The 15505-nt window shown below is 72.8% G+C and carries 19 protein-coding genes; 7 read left to right on the top strand and 12 right to left on the bottom strand.

The window, feature by feature from the left end:
• On the bottom strand, positions 1-642 hold a 642-nt coding region (locus tag BM536_RS01845), incomplete at its 3' end, for a maltotransferase domain-containing protein (protein ID WP_143650737.1).
• Between the two features lie 75 nt (positions 643-717).
• Complete coding sequence (locus BM536_RS01840) at positions 718-1014, bottom strand: DUF5133 domain-containing protein (RefSeq protein WP_073498388.1); 297 nt, start codon at positions 1012-1014, stop codon at positions 718-720.
• A gap of 294 nt (positions 1015-1308) precedes the next feature.
• On the opposite strand from BM536_RS01840, the gene BM536_RS01835 reads away from it, so the two are divergent.
• Positions 1309-1821, top strand: coding sequence for a pep a2 (locus tag BM536_RS01835; RefSeq protein WP_073498368.1), 513 nt, complete (start codon positions 1309-1311; stop codon positions 1819-1821).
• On the top strand, positions 1818-3965 hold the full coding sequence (glgX, locus tag BM536_RS01830; RefSeq protein WP_245873219.1) for a glycogen debranching protein GlgX: 2148 nt from the start codon (positions 1818-1820) through the stop codon (positions 3963-3965). The genes BM536_RS01835 and glgX overlap by 4 nt, the downstream gene beginning before the upstream one ends.
• Positions 3966-3972: 7 nt before the next feature.
• Here the strand turns inward: glgX and BM536_RS01825 are convergent, their stop codons facing one another.
• Entirely contained in the window at positions 3973-4779 is an 807-nt protein-coding gene (locus BM536_RS01825; RefSeq protein ID WP_073498369.1) for a VOC family protein, read from the bottom strand.
• A 107-nt stretch (positions 4780-4886) separates the two neighbouring features.
• Between BM536_RS01825 and BM536_RS01820 the strand changes: the two genes are divergently transcribed.
• Positions 4887-5222, top strand: a complete 336-nt coding sequence (locus tag BM536_RS01820) for an ANTAR domain-containing protein (RefSeq protein ID WP_073498371.1) — start codon at positions 4887-4889, stop codon at positions 5220-5222.
• Between the two features lie 63 nt (positions 5223-5285).
• On the opposite strand, the gene BM536_RS01815 is transcribed toward BM536_RS01820, so the two are convergent.
• Complete coding sequence (locus tag BM536_RS01815; protein WP_073498373.1) at positions 5286-6077, bottom strand: RNA polymerase sigma factor SigF; 792 nt, start codon at positions 6075-6077, stop codon at positions 5286-5288.
• Positions 6078-6730: 653 nt separating this feature from the next.
• Here BM536_RS01815 and BM536_RS01810 point away from each other — a divergent pair.
• Positions 6731-7255, top strand: coding sequence for a hypothetical protein (locus BM536_RS01810; protein ID WP_073498375.1), 525 nt, complete (start codon positions 6731-6733; stop codon positions 7253-7255).
• A gap of 25 nt (positions 7256-7280) precedes the next feature.
• Here BM536_RS01810 and hemC read toward each other — a convergent pair whose 3' ends face one another.
• The 8 genes from hemC to BM536_RS44650 all read right to left on the bottom strand — a co-directional run bounded on the left by hemC (position 7281) and on the right by BM536_RS44650 (position 13595).
• On the bottom strand, positions 7281-8216 hold the full coding sequence (hemC, locus tag BM536_RS01805) for a hydroxymethylbilane synthase (RefSeq protein WP_073498377.1): 936 nt from the start codon (positions 8214-8216) through the stop codon (positions 7281-7283).
• A 26-nt stretch (positions 8217-8242) separates the two neighbouring features.
• Positions 8243-8710: a GNAT family N-acetyltransferase gene (locus BM536_RS01800; protein ID WP_094102415.1), complete on the bottom strand. Its 468-nt coding sequence runs from the start codon at positions 8708-8710 to the stop codon at positions 8243-8245.
• Positions 8707-9225, bottom strand: a complete 519-nt coding sequence (locus BM536_RS01795) for a hypothetical protein (protein WP_073498380.1) — start codon at positions 9223-9225, stop codon at positions 8707-8709. Before BM536_RS01795 ends, BM536_RS01800 begins: the two co-directional genes overlap by 4 nt.
• A gap of 61 nt (positions 9226-9286) precedes the next feature.
• Positions 9287-10063 (bottom strand): NPP1 family protein, encoded by a 777-nt coding sequence (locus tag BM536_RS01790; protein WP_073498382.1) that lies wholly within the window; start codon positions 10061-10063, stop codon positions 9287-9289.
• Positions 10064-10205: 142 nt separating this feature from the next.
• A complete protein-coding gene (locus tag BM536_RS01785; protein ID WP_245873218.1) occupies positions 10206-11186 on the bottom strand; it encodes an ATP-dependent DNA ligase in 981 nt (326 codons plus the stop codon).
• Positions 11187-11285: 99 nt separating this feature from the next.
• A complete protein-coding gene (locus BM536_RS01780; protein ID WP_073498386.1) occupies positions 11286-11978 on the bottom strand; it encodes a response regulator transcription factor in 693 nt (230 codons plus the stop codon).
• A gap of 889 nt (positions 11979-12867) precedes the next feature.
• Entirely contained in the window at positions 12868-13116 is a 249-nt protein-coding gene (locus BM536_RS01775) for a sensor histidine kinase (protein WP_211362801.1), read from the bottom strand.
• A 47-nt stretch (positions 13117-13163) separates the two neighbouring features.
• Complete coding sequence (locus BM536_RS44650; RefSeq protein WP_425444592.1) at positions 13164-13595, bottom strand: alcohol dehydrogenase catalytic domain-containing protein; 432 nt, start codon at positions 13593-13595, stop codon at positions 13164-13166.
• Between the two features lie 413 nt (positions 13596-14008).
• On the opposite strand from BM536_RS44650, the gene BM536_RS01765 reads away from it, so the two are divergent.
• The 3 genes from BM536_RS01765 (at position 14009) to BM536_RS01755 (ending at position 15505) form a co-directional block, all read left to right on the top strand.
• A complete protein-coding gene (locus tag BM536_RS01765; protein WP_094102414.1) occupies positions 14009-14530 on the top strand; it encodes a MarR family winged helix-turn-helix transcriptional regulator in 522 nt (173 codons plus the stop codon).
• A 121-nt stretch (positions 14531-14651) separates the two neighbouring features.
• Positions 14652-15041, top strand: coding sequence for a DoxX family protein (locus BM536_RS01760; RefSeq protein WP_073498143.1), 390 nt, complete (start codon positions 14652-14654; stop codon positions 15039-15041).
• Positions 15038-15505: a peroxiredoxin gene (locus BM536_RS01755; protein WP_094102413.1), complete on the top strand. Its 468-nt coding sequence runs from the start codon at positions 15038-15040 to the stop codon at positions 15503-15505. The genes BM536_RS01760 and BM536_RS01755 overlap by 4 nt, the downstream gene beginning before the upstream one ends.

Below are 15505 nucleotides of genomic sequence, written 5' to 3'. Positions count from 1 at the left end.
CGGCGTCCCCTCCGAACGCGGGAAGAACTCGTACCAGGAGCCGTACAGCGCCCGCTCCCGCTCCACCAGCAGCGGCATGGCGGCACTGGCGGAGACGAACTCCCGGAAGGGATGACGGGTCAGGACCTCGTCCACCTCCGGGTCCAGCGCCGCCGCATACCGCTCGGCCACCGGCAGCGAGTCGTCGAGCAGCCGCCGCGCCGCCTCCCGCACCACCGCCCGCGCCGGACCGCGCGGCACACGGGCCGCCGCCCGCTCGTAGAGGTGCCCGCCCTCCTCCAGTACCAGACCCGTGTCGATGTCCGCGGGAATCTTGATCTCCGCGTGCCGGCGCCAGGTCGTGACCGGATCGCTCCAGGCCTCCACGGTGTACGTCCAGTGGCCCACCTGGTCGAGCGTCACCTCGGCACCCCAGCGGTCGGTGCCCGGCGCGAGTTCCCGCATCGGCGTCCAAGGTCCACGGCGGCCGTCCGGGTTCTTGAGGACCACGTTCGCGCCGATGGCGTCATGGCCCTCGCGAAACACCGTCGCGGTGATCTCGAACGTCTCACCGCTCACGGACTTGGCCGGCCGCCGGCCGCACTCCACGCGCGGATGGACGTCCCGCACCGGGATACGGCCGATCGCTCTGGTGGACCTCACGCTGCACCTCCGCAGTACCGAAAAAGGTTTCTGTCGCCCGCTGTCGGATGCCCCGGCCGAAGCGGCCGGGGGGCGCTACCTCTCCGCCGCGATACGCAGCGTCGGCCGGGTCGCCGTGAGCCGCGTGACGCCGCTCCTCCGGGTCGCCCCACCGCGCAGCAGACGGGTGTCCGCGCCCGCGCGCAGGTACTGCTCGGCGGCGTCCGCGGCCTCCCGCGCGCAGCGCTTGCCCATCAGAACGCACAGGGTGTAGCCGCAGTCCTCGAAGGTGGCCCGTACCGCGCGGTCGCCCGGGCGCGCGAGCATCACCCGTTCCCAGGCGCGGTAACTGCGCAGGCGTCTGGCCACTTCGGTCTTCGCTGGTAGCAGCATGGCGCTGTTCACCTTCCGGGAGTTCGAGAGGTACGTCGCCCCGCGGCGAGCGGGTCGGCCATGTAAGCAGAGGTGCGAAACCGTCTAAACCTCCCGAGGCCTTCACTTATGGTGCATGGCCGACAACCCAACGTCCTGTTGGATCTTGATTGTGGTGTGCTCGTGTTGCACGAATGGCGTAGCAGCCTCACTGTGGTTGTGACTCAGGAGCGATCAACGCTCACGCTCCGTGTTCGGGGCTCGGCCCGTCGGGCCGAGAGGGAGTGGAGCCTCGCCGGTGAGGAGACGAACGAGATGAAGACCGCAGTGCCCTGCTACTACCACCTCGACGTGGACGTGAGTCCGGACCGGGTCGGACAGGTCAGGCGCATCCTGGCCGCACACCTGAAGTACTGGGACCTCGACACGCTCGTCGAACCCGTGTGCGGTGGAACGGAGATGCTGCTCAGAGCGATCGACGAGCACGCCACGGACAAGCACACCTCGGTCGAGCTGTGGTGGAACGGCCAGCACCTGATCACGGCAGTCGGCGGCGACGACCGGGACCTGCGCCCGGACCAGGACCTGCGTGGTTGCCTGGAACGCATCGCCGCCATGAGCGACGGCTGGGGCTGCTGCGCCACCGCCACCGGCAGCAAGGTCATCTGGTTCTCGCAGCGGGCTCGCGCCGGCGAGCGCGTCCCGCTCGTGCCGACCCTCCCGGAGGGAGACCTGAGCGAGATGCTCCAGGTGCCGCGCGAACTGCCCGTCACGGCCCTCGCCGCCGCCGCGGAACAGACGCACGGCGTCCTGGAGGGCGCCCGGTGACCTCTCGGACGTACCGGAACGCAGGGGTGCCCGCCTGGAGCGGGCGCCCCTACCCGTTGGGCGCCGACTTCGACGGGAACGGCACCAACTTCGCCCTGTTCAGCGAGGTCGCGCACCGCGTCGACCTCATCCTCTTCGACGAGGACGGCGGCAGCCGCAGCGTGCCCCTGACCGAGGTCGACGGCTTCGTCTGGCACGCCTACCTGCCGGGCGTCGGTCCCGGCCGGCGCTACGGCTACCGCGTGCACGGCCCCTGGGACCCGGCCGCCGGCCACCGCTGCAACCCGGCCAAACTGCTCCTCGACCCCTACGCGCGCGCCGTCGACGGACAGATCGACAACCACGCCTCGCTGTTCGAGCGGGCCGGGGACCGCCCCGATCCCGAGGACAGTGCCGGGCACACCCTGCTCGGCGTGGTCACCGACCCGGCCTTCGACTGGGGCGCGGACCGGCCGCCACAGCACTCCTACGCCGACACGGTGATCTACGAGGCCCATGTGCGCGGTCTGACCCGCACCCACCCCGACGTCCCCCCGGAGCTGCGGGGCACCTACGCCGGCCTCGTCCACCCCGCGGTGACCGGGCACCTCACCTCGCTGGGCGTGACCGCGATCGAGCTGATGCCCGTGCACCAGTTCGTGCAGGACGGCTTCCTGACGGACCGGGGCCTGTCCAACTACTGGGGCTACAACACCATCGGCTTCTTCGCCCCGCACAACGCCTACGCCGCCCACGGCACCCGGGGCCAGCAGGTCACCGAGTTCAAGACGATGGTGAAGGAGCTGCACGCGGCGGGCCTCGAGGTGATCCTGGACGTCGTCTACAACCACACCGCCGAGGGCAACGAGAAGGGCCCCACCCTCTCCTTCCGCGGCATCGACAACTCCTCGTACTACCGCCTGGTCGACGGGGACTGGTCGCACTACTACGACACCACCGGCACCGGCAACAGCCTGCTGATGCGGCATCCCTACGTCCTTCAGCTGATCATGGACTCGCTGCGGTACTGGGTGACCGAGATGCACGTCGACGGCTTCCGCTTCGACCTCGCGGCCACCCTGGCCCGCCAGTTCCACGAGGTCTCCCGGCTGTCGGCGTTCTTCGACCTGATCCAGCAGGACCCGGTGATCAGCCGGGTGAAGCTGATCGCCGAACCGTGGGACGTCGGCGAGGGCGGATACCAGGTGGGCAATTTCCCGCCCCTGTGGTCGGAGTGGAACGGCCGCTACCGCGACACCGTGCGGGACTTCTGGCGGACCGAACCCGGCTCGCTCGGCGAGTTCGCCTCCCGCCTGACCGGCTCCTCCGACCTGTACGCGCACAGCCGGCGCCGCCCCCGCGCCAGCGTCAACTTCGTCACCGCGCACGACGGGTTCACCCTGCGGGACCTCGTCTCCTACAACGACAAGCACAACGAGGCCAACGGCGAGGGCAACCGGGACGGCGAGAGCGACAACCGGTCCTGGAACTGCGGGACCGAGGGCGAGACCGACGACCCGGCCGTGCTCGAACTGCGCGCCCGCCAGCAGCGCAACCTCCTCGCCACCCTGCTGCTGTCCCAGGGCATCCCGATGATCTGCCACGGCGACGAACTCGGCCGCACCCAGCGCGGCAACAACAACGCCTACTGCCAGGACAACGAGGTCTCCTGGATCGACTGGCGGGCCACCCCGCAGCGGCGCGACCTCGTCGACTTCACCCGGCGGCTCATCGCGCTGCGCTCGGCCCACCCCGTGCTGCGGCGGCGCCGCTTCTTCCGCGGCGAGACCGTCACCCACGCCGGCCAGCCGCTGCCCGACCTGGTGTGGCTGTTGCCGGACGCCCGCGAGATGACCGACCGCGACTGGCAGCGCTCCGACGCGCACTGCGTGGGCGTGTTCCTCAACGGCGACGCCATCGCCGAACCCGATCCGCGCGGCCGGCCCGTCGTCGACGACTCGTTCCTGCTGCTGCTCAACAGCTACTGGGAGCCCGTCGTGTTCCGGCTGCCCGGCACCGAGTTCGGGGAGCGCTGGGCGGTCCGCGTCGACACGGTGGAGCCGGACGGCGGGCCGGACGAGACGGAGTTCAAGGCGGGCGCCGCGGTGGCGGTGGAGGCCCGCAGCCTCATCGTGCTCTCCCGCCCGCCCCGGCGCTCCGAGTAGGCGCGGCTCAGCGGGCGGGCTGCGAGGTCACCGTGAACTGGGCGCCGTCGGGGTCACGCAGTACGGCCTCGTCGGCGCCCTTGACCAGCACGCTGCCGCCGTGTCGCTCGGCGTCCCGTGCGCAGGCCGCCACGTCCCGCACCGCGAAGTGGACCTGCCAGTGCGGCCGGATCGTCGGATCGGGGGCCGCCTCCAGGGCGCCCGACTCGATCCGGGCCACGACATCGCCCCGGCTGCGCAGCACGACCTCGCCGCCCTCGTAGTGCACCTCGCAACAGCCCGGCCGGTCGCTCGCCCAGTCGAGGATCTCGCCGTAGAAGATGGCGGAGTCGAAGGCGTTGCGGGTGTGCAGCCGGATGAAGGCGGGGGCGGCCTGCCGCCAGGCCTCCCAGTTGCCGAGCAGCGGGCCCTCCCAGACGCCGAAGGTCGCGCCGTCCCGGTCGGCCAGCAGTGCCGCCCGGCCGGGCGGCAGCGAGATCGGCCCCACGGCGACCGTGCCGCCCCGCTCCCGCACGCGGGAGGCCACCTCGTCCGCGCTGGGCACGGCGAAGTACGGCGTCCAGGCGACCGCCATCTGCCACACCGAGGCGACGGCGGCGATGCCGGCCACGGGGACGTCGTTCACCAGAGCCGTGCGGAAGTGGTCGCCGAGGCTGCCCCTGCGCCACTCCCAGCCGAGGACGGCCCCGTAGAACCTCTGCGTGGCCTCCATGTCCCGGCTGGTGAGGCTCACCCAGCAGGGCGCCCCGAACACGGAGTGGGTGGAGACGACCTCCTTCGCACCGGAGGCGGCGGACGGGCGGTGATGGTTCATGGCACTCGCGTTCCTGGTCGATCGACGGCGGCCGGTGGATGTGGCACCAGTGTCCCGCCGGACCCTGCCACGGCGCCTGCCGAGTGACCCGGTGGCACGATGGAGGTGTGCCACGAGTACCGCGCGGATCCCGCGACGAAACGGACCGGATCGTCGAACTCCAGAAGGAAGTCGGTCAGCTCAAGGACGCCGTGGCCTCCCACGCTGTCGTGGACCAGGCGATCGGGGTGATCGTCGCCCTGGGACGGATGGCGCCGGACGGGGGATGGACGGTGCTGAGAGAGGTCTCCCAGCACACGAACATCAAACTGCGCGACGTCGCGGAGCTGATCCTCTTCTGGGGCCGCAGCGGGCAGATCCCCGAGGAGATCCGCGCGGCCCTGGAGGACGCGGTGGACCGCCACGGCCCGCCCCGGATCCCCGGCGCGCCCCCGCTGGAGTGACATCCGCTGGAGTGACATCCGCCGGAGTGATGTCCGGTGGAGCGCGGTCCGGTGCCCGCCGCGTCAGTTGGCTCCGGCGGTGATCTCCTCGCGCAGCCGCTCGAAACAGCTGCTCAGCAGCCGCGAGACGTGCATCTGTGAGATGCCGAGCTGCTCGGCGATGCTGCTCTGCGTCATACCGCCGAAGAAGCGCAGGTACAGGATGGTCCGCTCGCGTTCCGGCAGGGCCCGCAGGCACGGCGCGACGGCCACCCGGTCGACGACGGTGTCGTATCCGGGGTCGGGGTCGCCCAGGGCGTCCTCCAGCGCGTAGCCGTCGGTGCCGGGCATCCCGGCCTCCAGCGACAGCGCCGAGAAGCACTCCAGTGCCTCCATGCCGGTGCGGACCTCGTCCTCGGTCAGGTGCGCGTACTCAGCGATCTCGGCGAGGGTCGGGGCACGCCCCGACGTGGTCTGGGAGAGGTCCTTGGTGGCGTGCCGTACCCGGTTGCGCAGGTCCTGGACCCGGCGCGGGACGTGCAGCGTCCACATGTGGTCGCGGAAGTGGCGCTTGATCTCGCCGGTGATCGTCGGCACCGCGTAGGCCTCGAAGGCGCGGCCGCGGTCGGGGTCGTAGTGGTCGACGGCCTTCACCAGTCCGAGGGCCGCCACCTGGTAGAGGTCTTCGAGGGACTCGCCGCGCCCGCGGAAGCGGACGGCGATGCGCTCGGCCATGGGAAGCCAGAGCCGGACCAGTTCGTCGCGGAGCGCCTGGCGCTCGGGGCCGTCGGGCAGCTCGGCGAGCCGAACGAAGGATTCGGCGGTGTCCGGGGCGTCGTCGTGGGGGTGCTGCTTCGTTCTGACGGTGGTACGCATCGCGCGCGCCTCCCTCAGGCAGGTGCCGGTGGATGGACGGACACCGTGGGAAGCGCGCGCGGACCTGGCGGAGTACCCGGGGCCGGCCCGTACGGCGGGTTCCCACGGAGGTGCCTCCTGTCCGAAGCACTTGTGGTCAGATTCCCGCTCTAGGCCCTTCTGAAACAGTTCACCCCATTTACGCCTTTTGTGGAAGTCTCTCCCCGGCTCGGCCCCTGTTCCTGGCCCTGCGGGGTCCCTGTTGACTCCCTCGCGGACATCGTCCTCGGCCGCGACAGCCTGCTGGGCTTCCGCCGGGCGATCACGATGCCACTGTTCTTCACGGGGTCGACCCGCTCAGCTGCGAGGTGCACGCCCTGTGCCGACTCCTCCCCGGTACGCCCGCGCACCTGGCGCCCGAGTTCGGGCTCGGGATCACGGCCGCCCCTCCCTGCTCGGCCGGCCAGCCCGCCGACGTCCGCCGATCTTGCCCGCGACGTGATGTGCGGCACGCCCGCCGGGCCGCCCGCCTGGCACGGAACGGGATTCTTCCTGCGCACGGCTTGATCACCGATCAAAGGGGGTGAAGCCGCTGGCCACGGCGCATTCCGCTCATTTGACAGTCCGCCGAGCCCACGGATAGGAAGCAGCCGGTAGAAGTCGAGAGGTGGACTGTGTACGAGCCGAACGTGGTCGGGGACTGGCACGAGTACGACGAGCATGCCGGCCTGCGCGTCCGCGTCCACCGTCTGGAGCAGGCGGAGCCGCCCCGGGGACGCGACGACGCCGCCGAAGGGCTGACGTACTTCACCCTGCGGGTGACCGTCGAGAACCGCGGCGAGCAGAGCCTCGGCGTCCACCTGGAGGACGGGCAGATCGACGTGCGGATCGGGCCCGACGGGGAGAGCGCCTTCATCGACTGGCGCAACTCGCAGTTCATCGAGGGCTTCGACGTCTACCCGCTGCGCCGCGCCACCGCGGTCCTGTACGCCGCCGGACCCGAGGCCGCGCTCGGACAGATCGACGTGCAGATCCAGTTGCGCGTCGAGGAGGAGTGGGCCGGGCGGCGGATGTGGGTCGGCGGCGTCGGCCTGCACGAGGGGCCCGCCGGGGCACCCGCCGCGGTCCGCGACAGCCTGGCCCGCCAGGTGAGCAAGTTCCTGCGCGACCAGGCCGAAGAGGGCACGGGCACCGCCTGACGCGCTGCCCGGGGCCCCGCTCCGCTCAGTGCGGGATGCCGTCGATGATCTCGCGGGCGCCCTGACGCAGCAGCGCGACGGCCACCGAGGTGCCCAGCGTGGCCGGGTCGAGGCGGCCCGCCCACTCGTGGGCGTTCAGCCTGGTCTTGCCGTCCGGGGTGAACACGCAGGCCCGCAACGAGAGTTCGCCGCCGCGGTCCACCCGGGCGAAGCCGGCGATGGGGCTGTTGCAGTGGCCCTGGAGGACGTGCAGGAACATCCGCTCGGCGGCGGCCTCCCGATGGGTGTCCGGGTCACCGAGCCCGCTGACGACGTCGATCAGCTCGCCGTCGCCCTCACGGCACTGGAGGGCGAGGATGCCCGCGCCGATCGGCGGCATCATCGTCTCCGGCGACAGGACCTCGCTGATCACGTCCGTCCGGCCGATGCGCTCCAGGCCCGACACCGCGAGCAGCAGCGCGTCCGCCTCGCCCGCGGCGAGCTTCGCCAGCCGCCGGTTGGCGTTGCCGCGGAACGGCACGCACTCCAGGTGCGGGTGGATAGCGGCCAGTTGGGCGACCCGGCGCACCGAGGAGGTGCCGATCCGCGTGCCCGCCGGGAGTTCGTCGAGGGTCAGCCCGCCCGGATGGACGAGGGCGTCGCGGATGTCGTCCCGCTTGAGGAACGCCGCGAACACGGTGCCGGCCGGGAGGGGCCGGTCCGCCGGGACGTCCTTGACGCAGTGCACCGCGAGGTCGGCCTGGCCGGCCAGCAGCGCCGCGTCGACCTCCTTGGTGAACGCGCCCTTCCCCTCGACCTGGGACAGGTCCCCCATCCACTTGTCGCCGGTCGTCTTCACGGGGACGACCTCGGTGCGCACCCCGGGACGCAGGGCGGCCAACTCCGCGCGGACGCGCTCCACCTGGGCCAGGGCCATGGGCGAGTCGCGGGAGACGATGCGGATCAGTTCCGGAACGGACATGCGGGACACGATAGACCCTCGGGAGGTCACTGTTCGACGGTCAGGGTGAAGCGCGTCTTGTCCTGGGCACGGGCGCCGAGCCGGTCGTAGAAGCGGATCGCGCCCTCGTTCCAGGTGGGTGTCTGCCACTGGATCTCGGTGAGGCCGAGGGCGCGGGCCTCGGCGGTCACCGCGTCCATCAGCAGTGCGCCGAGTCCCAGACCGCGCTGTCCGGGGACGAGGAACAGGCAGTCCATGTGCAGGTACTCGAGGCCGTCCCAGGTGGACAGCGCGGGCGCGCAGGTCGCGTAGCCGACGACCTCGCCGTCCGGAGACTCGGCGACCAGGCAGCGCAACCGGAGGGCCGAGGTGCCGAACAGCAGTGCGTCGAGGCGTGCGGCGAGGTCGGCCGCGGGGGGTGCGGCGCGCTCGTACTCGGCGTGCATCCGGGCCAGTTCGGCCACCCGGGGGAGATCGCCGGGGCGGGCGTGGCGCACCACGGGCGCGTCGCTCATCGCACGTCACCGGCGTAGGTGTCCGCGCTCCACGCGGTGAGACGGCCGGGCAGCGGGCCGGTCCCGCTCAGGACGTGCCGGGAGTACGCGTCCCGCTCGTGCGCGAGCAGAGCCGCCTCCCACACGCAGGGCGCCAGCCCCGCACGGCCGGGGCGCAGCGACTCCGGCCGGCCCGCGGGGCCCGTGAAGATCGCGAGGTCCGCCATGTGCCCCTCGGTCCAGGTGTGCAGCAGCAGGTAGTCGCCGTCGCCGCCCGCGTGCACGAGCAGCACCGACAGGCCGAGCGAGCCCCGCTCCCGGCCGAGCGCGAGATGACCCGCGGCGATCCGCAGTGCCGCCCGCGTGTCCTCTTCGACGACCGCGCGGCCCGGCGCCTCCAGGGCGTACGCCTTCACGAGGTGGCCGGCCACCTCCCGGGTCCCCAAGGGCTGGGCCGCACGGTCGTGGTGGCCCTCGGCCAGGGCGAGCAGGCCCTCCGCGTCGACGGCGGAGGGCAGTTCCTTCGCAAGATCCATACGGTCATCATCGGATGCCGGGACCGACCGCACCAGGGGCGGACCGGCCCCGGTCACCGGGTCACGCGTACGCGTCGAAGGTGACGCCGGACGGCTTCGCCGAGTTGAGGTGGTTGCCGAAGTTGGCGTCCTTCAGGCCGAAGTTGGCGCTGCCGAAGTTGTAGGCGCTCAACTTGTCGCGCACGCCCGCCGGGTAGCCGTTCCAGCCGACCAGCGGGGGGTACTGCCAGGTGCCCTTGTGGTTCTCCGGCGGCTCGTCGCCCGAGCCGGCCAGTCGGAAGCAGTGCGTGCTGATGCCGTCCTTGTGGTAGACGACCTTCGCGTGCGTACCGTCGAAGCGGACGCCGGAGGCGGCGGTGACGGTGAACGAGCCGTGGTTGGACGTCGAGACGTACTTCACCGCGTTGTTCTGCACCCACACCACGACGTGCTCCCAGTCGTGACGGTGTCCGCCGATGCTGCTGCCCGCTATCGCCTGGTCCTTCTCGAAGTACAGGCCGTACAGGTAGGCGCACCAGCCGTTGTTGCACTTGTAGCGCGAGTAGCTGTTGGTGTTGTCGAGGTCCGAGGCGTCACGGCAGCTGCCGTTGAGGGCGCCGGTCGGGTTGAGGCCGCCGTTGACCGTCCCGTCGGGGCCGATCGCGGGGGTGGCGTAGCAGCCGTCCGTGTCGTAGTCGAACGCCGGCAGATAGGCGCGCTCGCCCGCTTCCGCGTTGGCCGGGAGGGCGGTGGGCGGAGCGGCGTACGCGACCGTGGGGACGGCGACGACGAGCGCGGCGGCACCGGCGAGTCCGGTGAGCCATCTCCTGCGGTGCTTCTTGAACGTGGGTGACGACACTGCGTCCTCCTCGGGACCGGGCGCAGCCGAACGGCTGTGGGGGAGTGGGGAGTTCAGCTTCCCCGATCTTCACTTCCGCGCCAAGGGGTCGCGGGCGTCCCGGTGGTGAAGCGCAGCCCAATAAACGGTTGCTGACGCCGCGTCAGTCGCTGGGCGAGGCGGGGAGGTCGGCCGCCGACTCCTCGGGCGTCAGGTCGGTGCGCAGCCGGAGCCAGGACGGCTGGCGCAGCATCCCCGCCCGGGTCCGGGTGCTGTAACGGACCTCGCCCACCAGGAGGGGCCGGACCCAGCGGGCGCCCGGCGCCGCCGGAACCGCGTCGAAGGGGCACACCTCGGTCGCCGCCTCCCGCAGCAGCGCGGCGAGTTCGGTGCGCTCGGCCTCGTTCCAGCCGGTGCCCACACTGCCGACGTACCGCAGGCCGCTCCCGGTGCGCTGGCCGGCCAGGACCGCGCCCGGCAGACCGGTGAGCCGGCCCTTGCCGGGCAGCCAGCCGCCGACGAGGACGTCCGCCGTACGCATGTTGCGGATCTTGATCCAGGCCCGGGACCGCACGCCGGGTTCGTACGGCGAGTCCAGCCGTTTGCAGACCAGCCCCTCCAGGCCGTGGGCGCGGGTCGCTTCGAGGGCCTCGCGGCCGTGCCCGACGAGCGCGCCCGGCGTCGACCAGGTGGGCCCCACCAGGGCCAGTCCCTCCAGCCGGGCCCGGCGCCGGGAGTACGGAACGCGCAGGAGGGACTCCTCCGCCAGGTGCATCACGTCGAACAGCACCAGGTGGACGGGGGCGGTCGCCGCGAGCCGGGCCGCCTTCGCCGGCGCCTGGACGAGGCCCATCCGGGACTGGAGCAACTGGAAGTCGGCACGTCCCTGCCGGTCCAGGGCGAGGATCTCCCCGTCGAGCACGGCGGGGGTGCCGAGCGCGCCGCCCAGCGCGCGCAGTTCGGGATAGGCGGCGGTGATGTCCTCGCCGGAGCGGGCGCGCAGCACGAGGGTGCCGTCACCGGGGAGACTGACCACCGCCCGCTGCCCGTCCTGCTTGGTCTCGTACGCCCAGCGCGCGTCCTGGGCCGACGGCGGCAGGGTGCCGGGGGTGGCGAGCATGGGGGCGATCAGCGGCAGGGTCACGGGTGACTTGTCGCCGGGCCCGCGCCGCGGCACGCCCGCGGCCGGTGGGGTTCCCCTGATCGGAGGCAGCGGGCCGGGCGGCCGGGGAGCGTCCGGCGGTCAGAAGGGGGCACCGGGCGGCAGCGGCGGGGCCTGGACGAGGCCCGTCTGGTAGGCGATGACGACCAGTTGGGCGCGATCGCGGGCGCCCAGCTTGGTCATGGCCCGGTGGACGTGGGTGCGCACGGTCAGCGGGCTCACGAACAGCTTCTCGGCGATCTCGTCGTTGGAGTGCCCCTCGGCCACCCAGGCCATCACCTCGCGCTCGCGCGCGGTGAGCCCGGACAGGTCGTCCGGCGCGGCCAGCCGGGCACCCTCGGCGGGGGAGGTGAGGAACCGGGTGATCAGGGCGCGGGTGGCGAGCGGCGACAGCAGGGACTCGCCGGAGGCCACGACGCGGATGCCGTCGAGGAGGACGTCGGCGGTGACGTCCTTGCCGAGGAAGCCGCTCGCGCCGGAGCGCAGCGCGGCGGCGACGTACTCGTCGATCTCGAAGGTCGTCAGGATCAGCACGCGCGTGTCGGACAGGCCCGGGTCGGCGCAGACGGCTGAGGTGGCGGCGAGACCGTCGGTGCCGGGCATGCGGATGTCCATCAGGACGACGTCCGGCCGGTGCCGGCGGGTCAGCTCGACCGCCTCGGCGCCGTCGGCGGCCTCGCCGACGACCTCCATGTCGTCGCAGGAGTCGATGAGGATGCGGAAGGTGGCCCGCAGCAGGGCCTGGTCGTCGGCGAGCAGTACGCGGATGGTCATGGCGTCCGTTCTCGGGGTGCGTGGGGCTGGGGGGAGGCGGGTGGCGACCCGGAAGCCGCCCTCGGTGCGGTGCCCGGCCCGCAGGACGCTGCCCTTGGAAGGGGCACGCTCGCGCATGCCGATCGGCCGCGGTGCCATGGCGGCGAGGTGCGTGCGGCGCGCGGTCCGGCCGTCGGTTCCCACGGCCGCCCGGTGCACGGAGAACCCGGCCGGCGGCGGCGACGACGGCGTGACGGGCAGCCCGCGAGCGCCGGCCACGGCCGCGCGGACGGCGGTCACCGCGGCGCCGGCGCGGGGCCGGGCGCGCTGCCGGAGCGGCAGGGCGCCGCAGGAGACGAGGCCGAGGGCGACCGGGCGCGGCACGGCGTGCTCGGGATGCCGGGGGGTGCCCATGCCGTCGCTGCCGTCGCCGAGGAGGAGGACGGCGCGCGGCAGCACGGCCGTCGGCGTCGTCGAAGGTATGCGCGTACGGGTCGCCGCGGCGCTGCCAGGGGATGCGCATCGACGTCTCCGGTCGGGCCCGTGTCGCGGGCCGGTCGGCGGACCCGGCCGAGGGTCCGGGACAGGGCTGGTCCCATGGTGACCGACGGCGGGACGGACGGCGGGGGCGGCCCGTCGCGTCCGCCGCGGCACCTCAGCCCGGGTGCCTGCGGCATACGGCCATGGTGCAGAGGCCCCTTCCTCGGCGGACGCGGGTACGGCTCCAGGGTCCCGTCCCGGCGGCATGCGGCCATGGCGCGAAGGCCTCTCGCTCGGCGGAACGCGGGTACCGCTCCAGGGTCCCGGACGTCGCGTCCCCCTGTCGTCGTGCGGTGGCCGCACATCCGCCGTACTCGCCTGGCAGTACGGTCCGCCGCGCCCGTCCGTCGCGAGGGGGACCCGGGCGGGGTCACCACACGCAGGGGAGGTCCACCTCGACGACCGTCGGACCGCCGGCGGGGCTGGTCACCCGCGTGCTTCCGTAGAGGGCGGCGACCCGGCGGCGCATGCCCAGTGGGCCGGTACCGGCGCTCTCGTCGGCGCCGCCGCGGCCCTCGTCACGTATCCGCGCGCCGAGTCCCGAGCACGTCCGGGCGAGGTACACCTCGGCCTGGTCCGAGCCGCTGTGTTCGGCGGCGTGGGTGAGCGCCTCCGCCACGACGAGGTGTGGATGGGGTGCCGCCCGCCCCGGCCGGTGGTGAGCGCTCAGTCCTCGTCGCCCAGGGTCACGACGACCTTCTCCGCGGCGCCCGGCGTGAGGGCGAGCCGGAAGGCCCGCTCGGCCTTGGAGCGGTTGACGCAGTTGCGGGCCACGGCCATCGGCTCGTTCAGCGAGGCGACGGCGAACGGCACGGTGTCGGGGAAGACGGCGACGCTGCTGCCGACCTCGGCGTTCTCGATGAGCAGGTACTCGCTCATGCCGCCGTGGACGCCGCCGCAGCCGATGATGCCGGTCGGGGCGTCCTGCGGGTCGACGACGACGCGGTCGCCCACCTTGAGGCCGTCGACCTCGGCGCCCACCTCGACGACCTCGCCGGCCGGCTCGTGGCCGAGTGGGACCGGGACCACGTTGCCGCCCAGGTGCGCCCGGGTCGGCATGCCGCCCATGTGCAGGAAGGCGGCGTCGGTGCCGCAGATGCCGCAGGCGCGGACGCGGACCAGGGCGTCCCTGGGGCCGGCGCTCGGTGTCCGCGACCTCGATCGTGCCGACGCCGCCGGTCCGGACGGACTTCATGGTGCTCATGTCGAGCCCTTTCTCTTGTTCACCGCGGGTGCGAGGTGTCCGCGGGCCCGTTCGGATGCCGACAGCGCGGTGCGATCCGCCGCCGACGGCGGACGACCGAGCGGCGCCTATCTGGCCTGGCTGCTGAGGGGTGAACGGGGGGCGGGCCGCATCTGAGCAGGGGCATACCGTGGGGTGTGCGGGACCGTGCGGCGTCGGCCCTGCCGCACCGTCCGGGCTCCACGCGTCGTCCCGGCGCAGGAGGGGGCGGTACACGGGTGCGCAGTAACTTACTTGAGTTACGCAATGAGATGGTAAAGTGTGTTCCATGTCCACCGAACCGCTTCCCGCCGCCTCCGCCTCTCCGGAAGTGATCGGGATCGAGCGCGCGCTCACTCGCATCACCTACCTGAGCACGCGCGCCCGTCAGCACGACCGGCTGATGGCGCTGGCCGGCGTTCCCCTGGACCGCGCCGCCGTGGCCCTGCTGCGGCAGGTCGCCGACTCCGAGCCGCTGCGGCCGGGGGAGCTGGCCCAGCGACTGGGCGTGGAGGCCTCGCACGTGACCCGCACCGTGCAGCAGCTCCAGAAGTCCGGCTACGTGACACGCGTCCCCGACCCCGACGACGGCCGGGCCCAGCGCATCCGGCTCACCGGCGCCGGCCGCGAGGCGATCGACCGGGTCCGTGACGCGGGCGCCCGCGGCATGCAGCTGGCCCTGGCCGAGTGGTCCCCGCAGGAGCTGCGTCAGCTCTCCACCCTCTTCCACCGCATGGTCGACGACTTCCTGACCCACGCCGTCGACGAGGACACCGAGCAGCCGCCCGGAGCGCGGCCGGCCGGCGCCTGACCGAGGACGGGTCCACCTGACGCCCTCGGCCCGCCCGGCCCGCCGAGCCGCCAGGACCCCACCCGCGGAGCTTCCCTACTCTCCGGTAATGTCGCGCGCCACGTCGTCAGAGGAGACAGCCGTGTCCCGGTCCCACCGTTCACCCCTGTTGCTCGCGGGCCTCCTGGCCTCCGCGGGCATCGCCCACTTCGCCGCACCACGCACCTTCGACGCGATCGTGCCGCGCGCCCTGCCCGGCTCCCCGCGGAACTGGACGTACGCCAGCGGTGTCGTCGAGCTGGCCCTGGCCGCCGGTCTCGCCCTGCCCGCGACCCGCAGGAGGACCGCGCTGGCGACGGCCGCGTTCTTCGTCGGGGTCTTCCCCGCCAACGTCAAGATGGCCGTGGACTGGCGCCACCACCCCACCCCTCTCAAGGCCGCCGCCGTCGGCCGGCTGCCCCTTCAGGTGCCCCTGGTGCTGTGGGCCCGCAGCGTCGCGCGGAACGCCGGCAAGGCGGAGGGAGCCTCGTGAGCAAGGCACCCGAGACCGGTGACCTGGTCGAGGACTTCGCGCTGCCGGACGAGACCGGGACGGTCCGCAGGCTCACCGAGCTGCTCGCCGAAGGACCCGTCGTCCTCTTCTTCTACCCCGCCGCCCTCACCCCCGGCTGCACCGCGGAGGCCTGCCACTTCCGCGACCTGGCCGCCGAGTTCGCCGCCGTCGGCGCGCGTCCCGTCGGCATCAGCGGCGACTCCGTCGACCGGCAGCAGGAGTTCGCCGGCCGGCACACGCTCGGCATGCCCCTGCTGTCCGACGCCGACGGCGCCGTGCGGGAACGGTTCGGCGTGAAGCGCGGCTTCTCCCTGGCCCCCACCAAGCGCGTCACCTTCGTCATAGGCCAGGACCGCAGCGTCCTGGCGGCCGTGCGCAGCGAGCTGCGCATGAACACCCACGCCGACCGTGCCCTCGAGGTACTGCGCGCCCACCGCTCCTGA

This window comes from Streptomyces phaeoluteigriseus (assembly GCF_001896135.2).
Taxonomy (GTDB): Bacteria; Actinomycetota; Actinomycetes; order Streptomycetales; family Streptomycetaceae; genus Streptomyces; species Streptomyces phaeoluteigriseus.
This window is presented reverse-complemented; position numbering and strand designations above follow the sequence as displayed.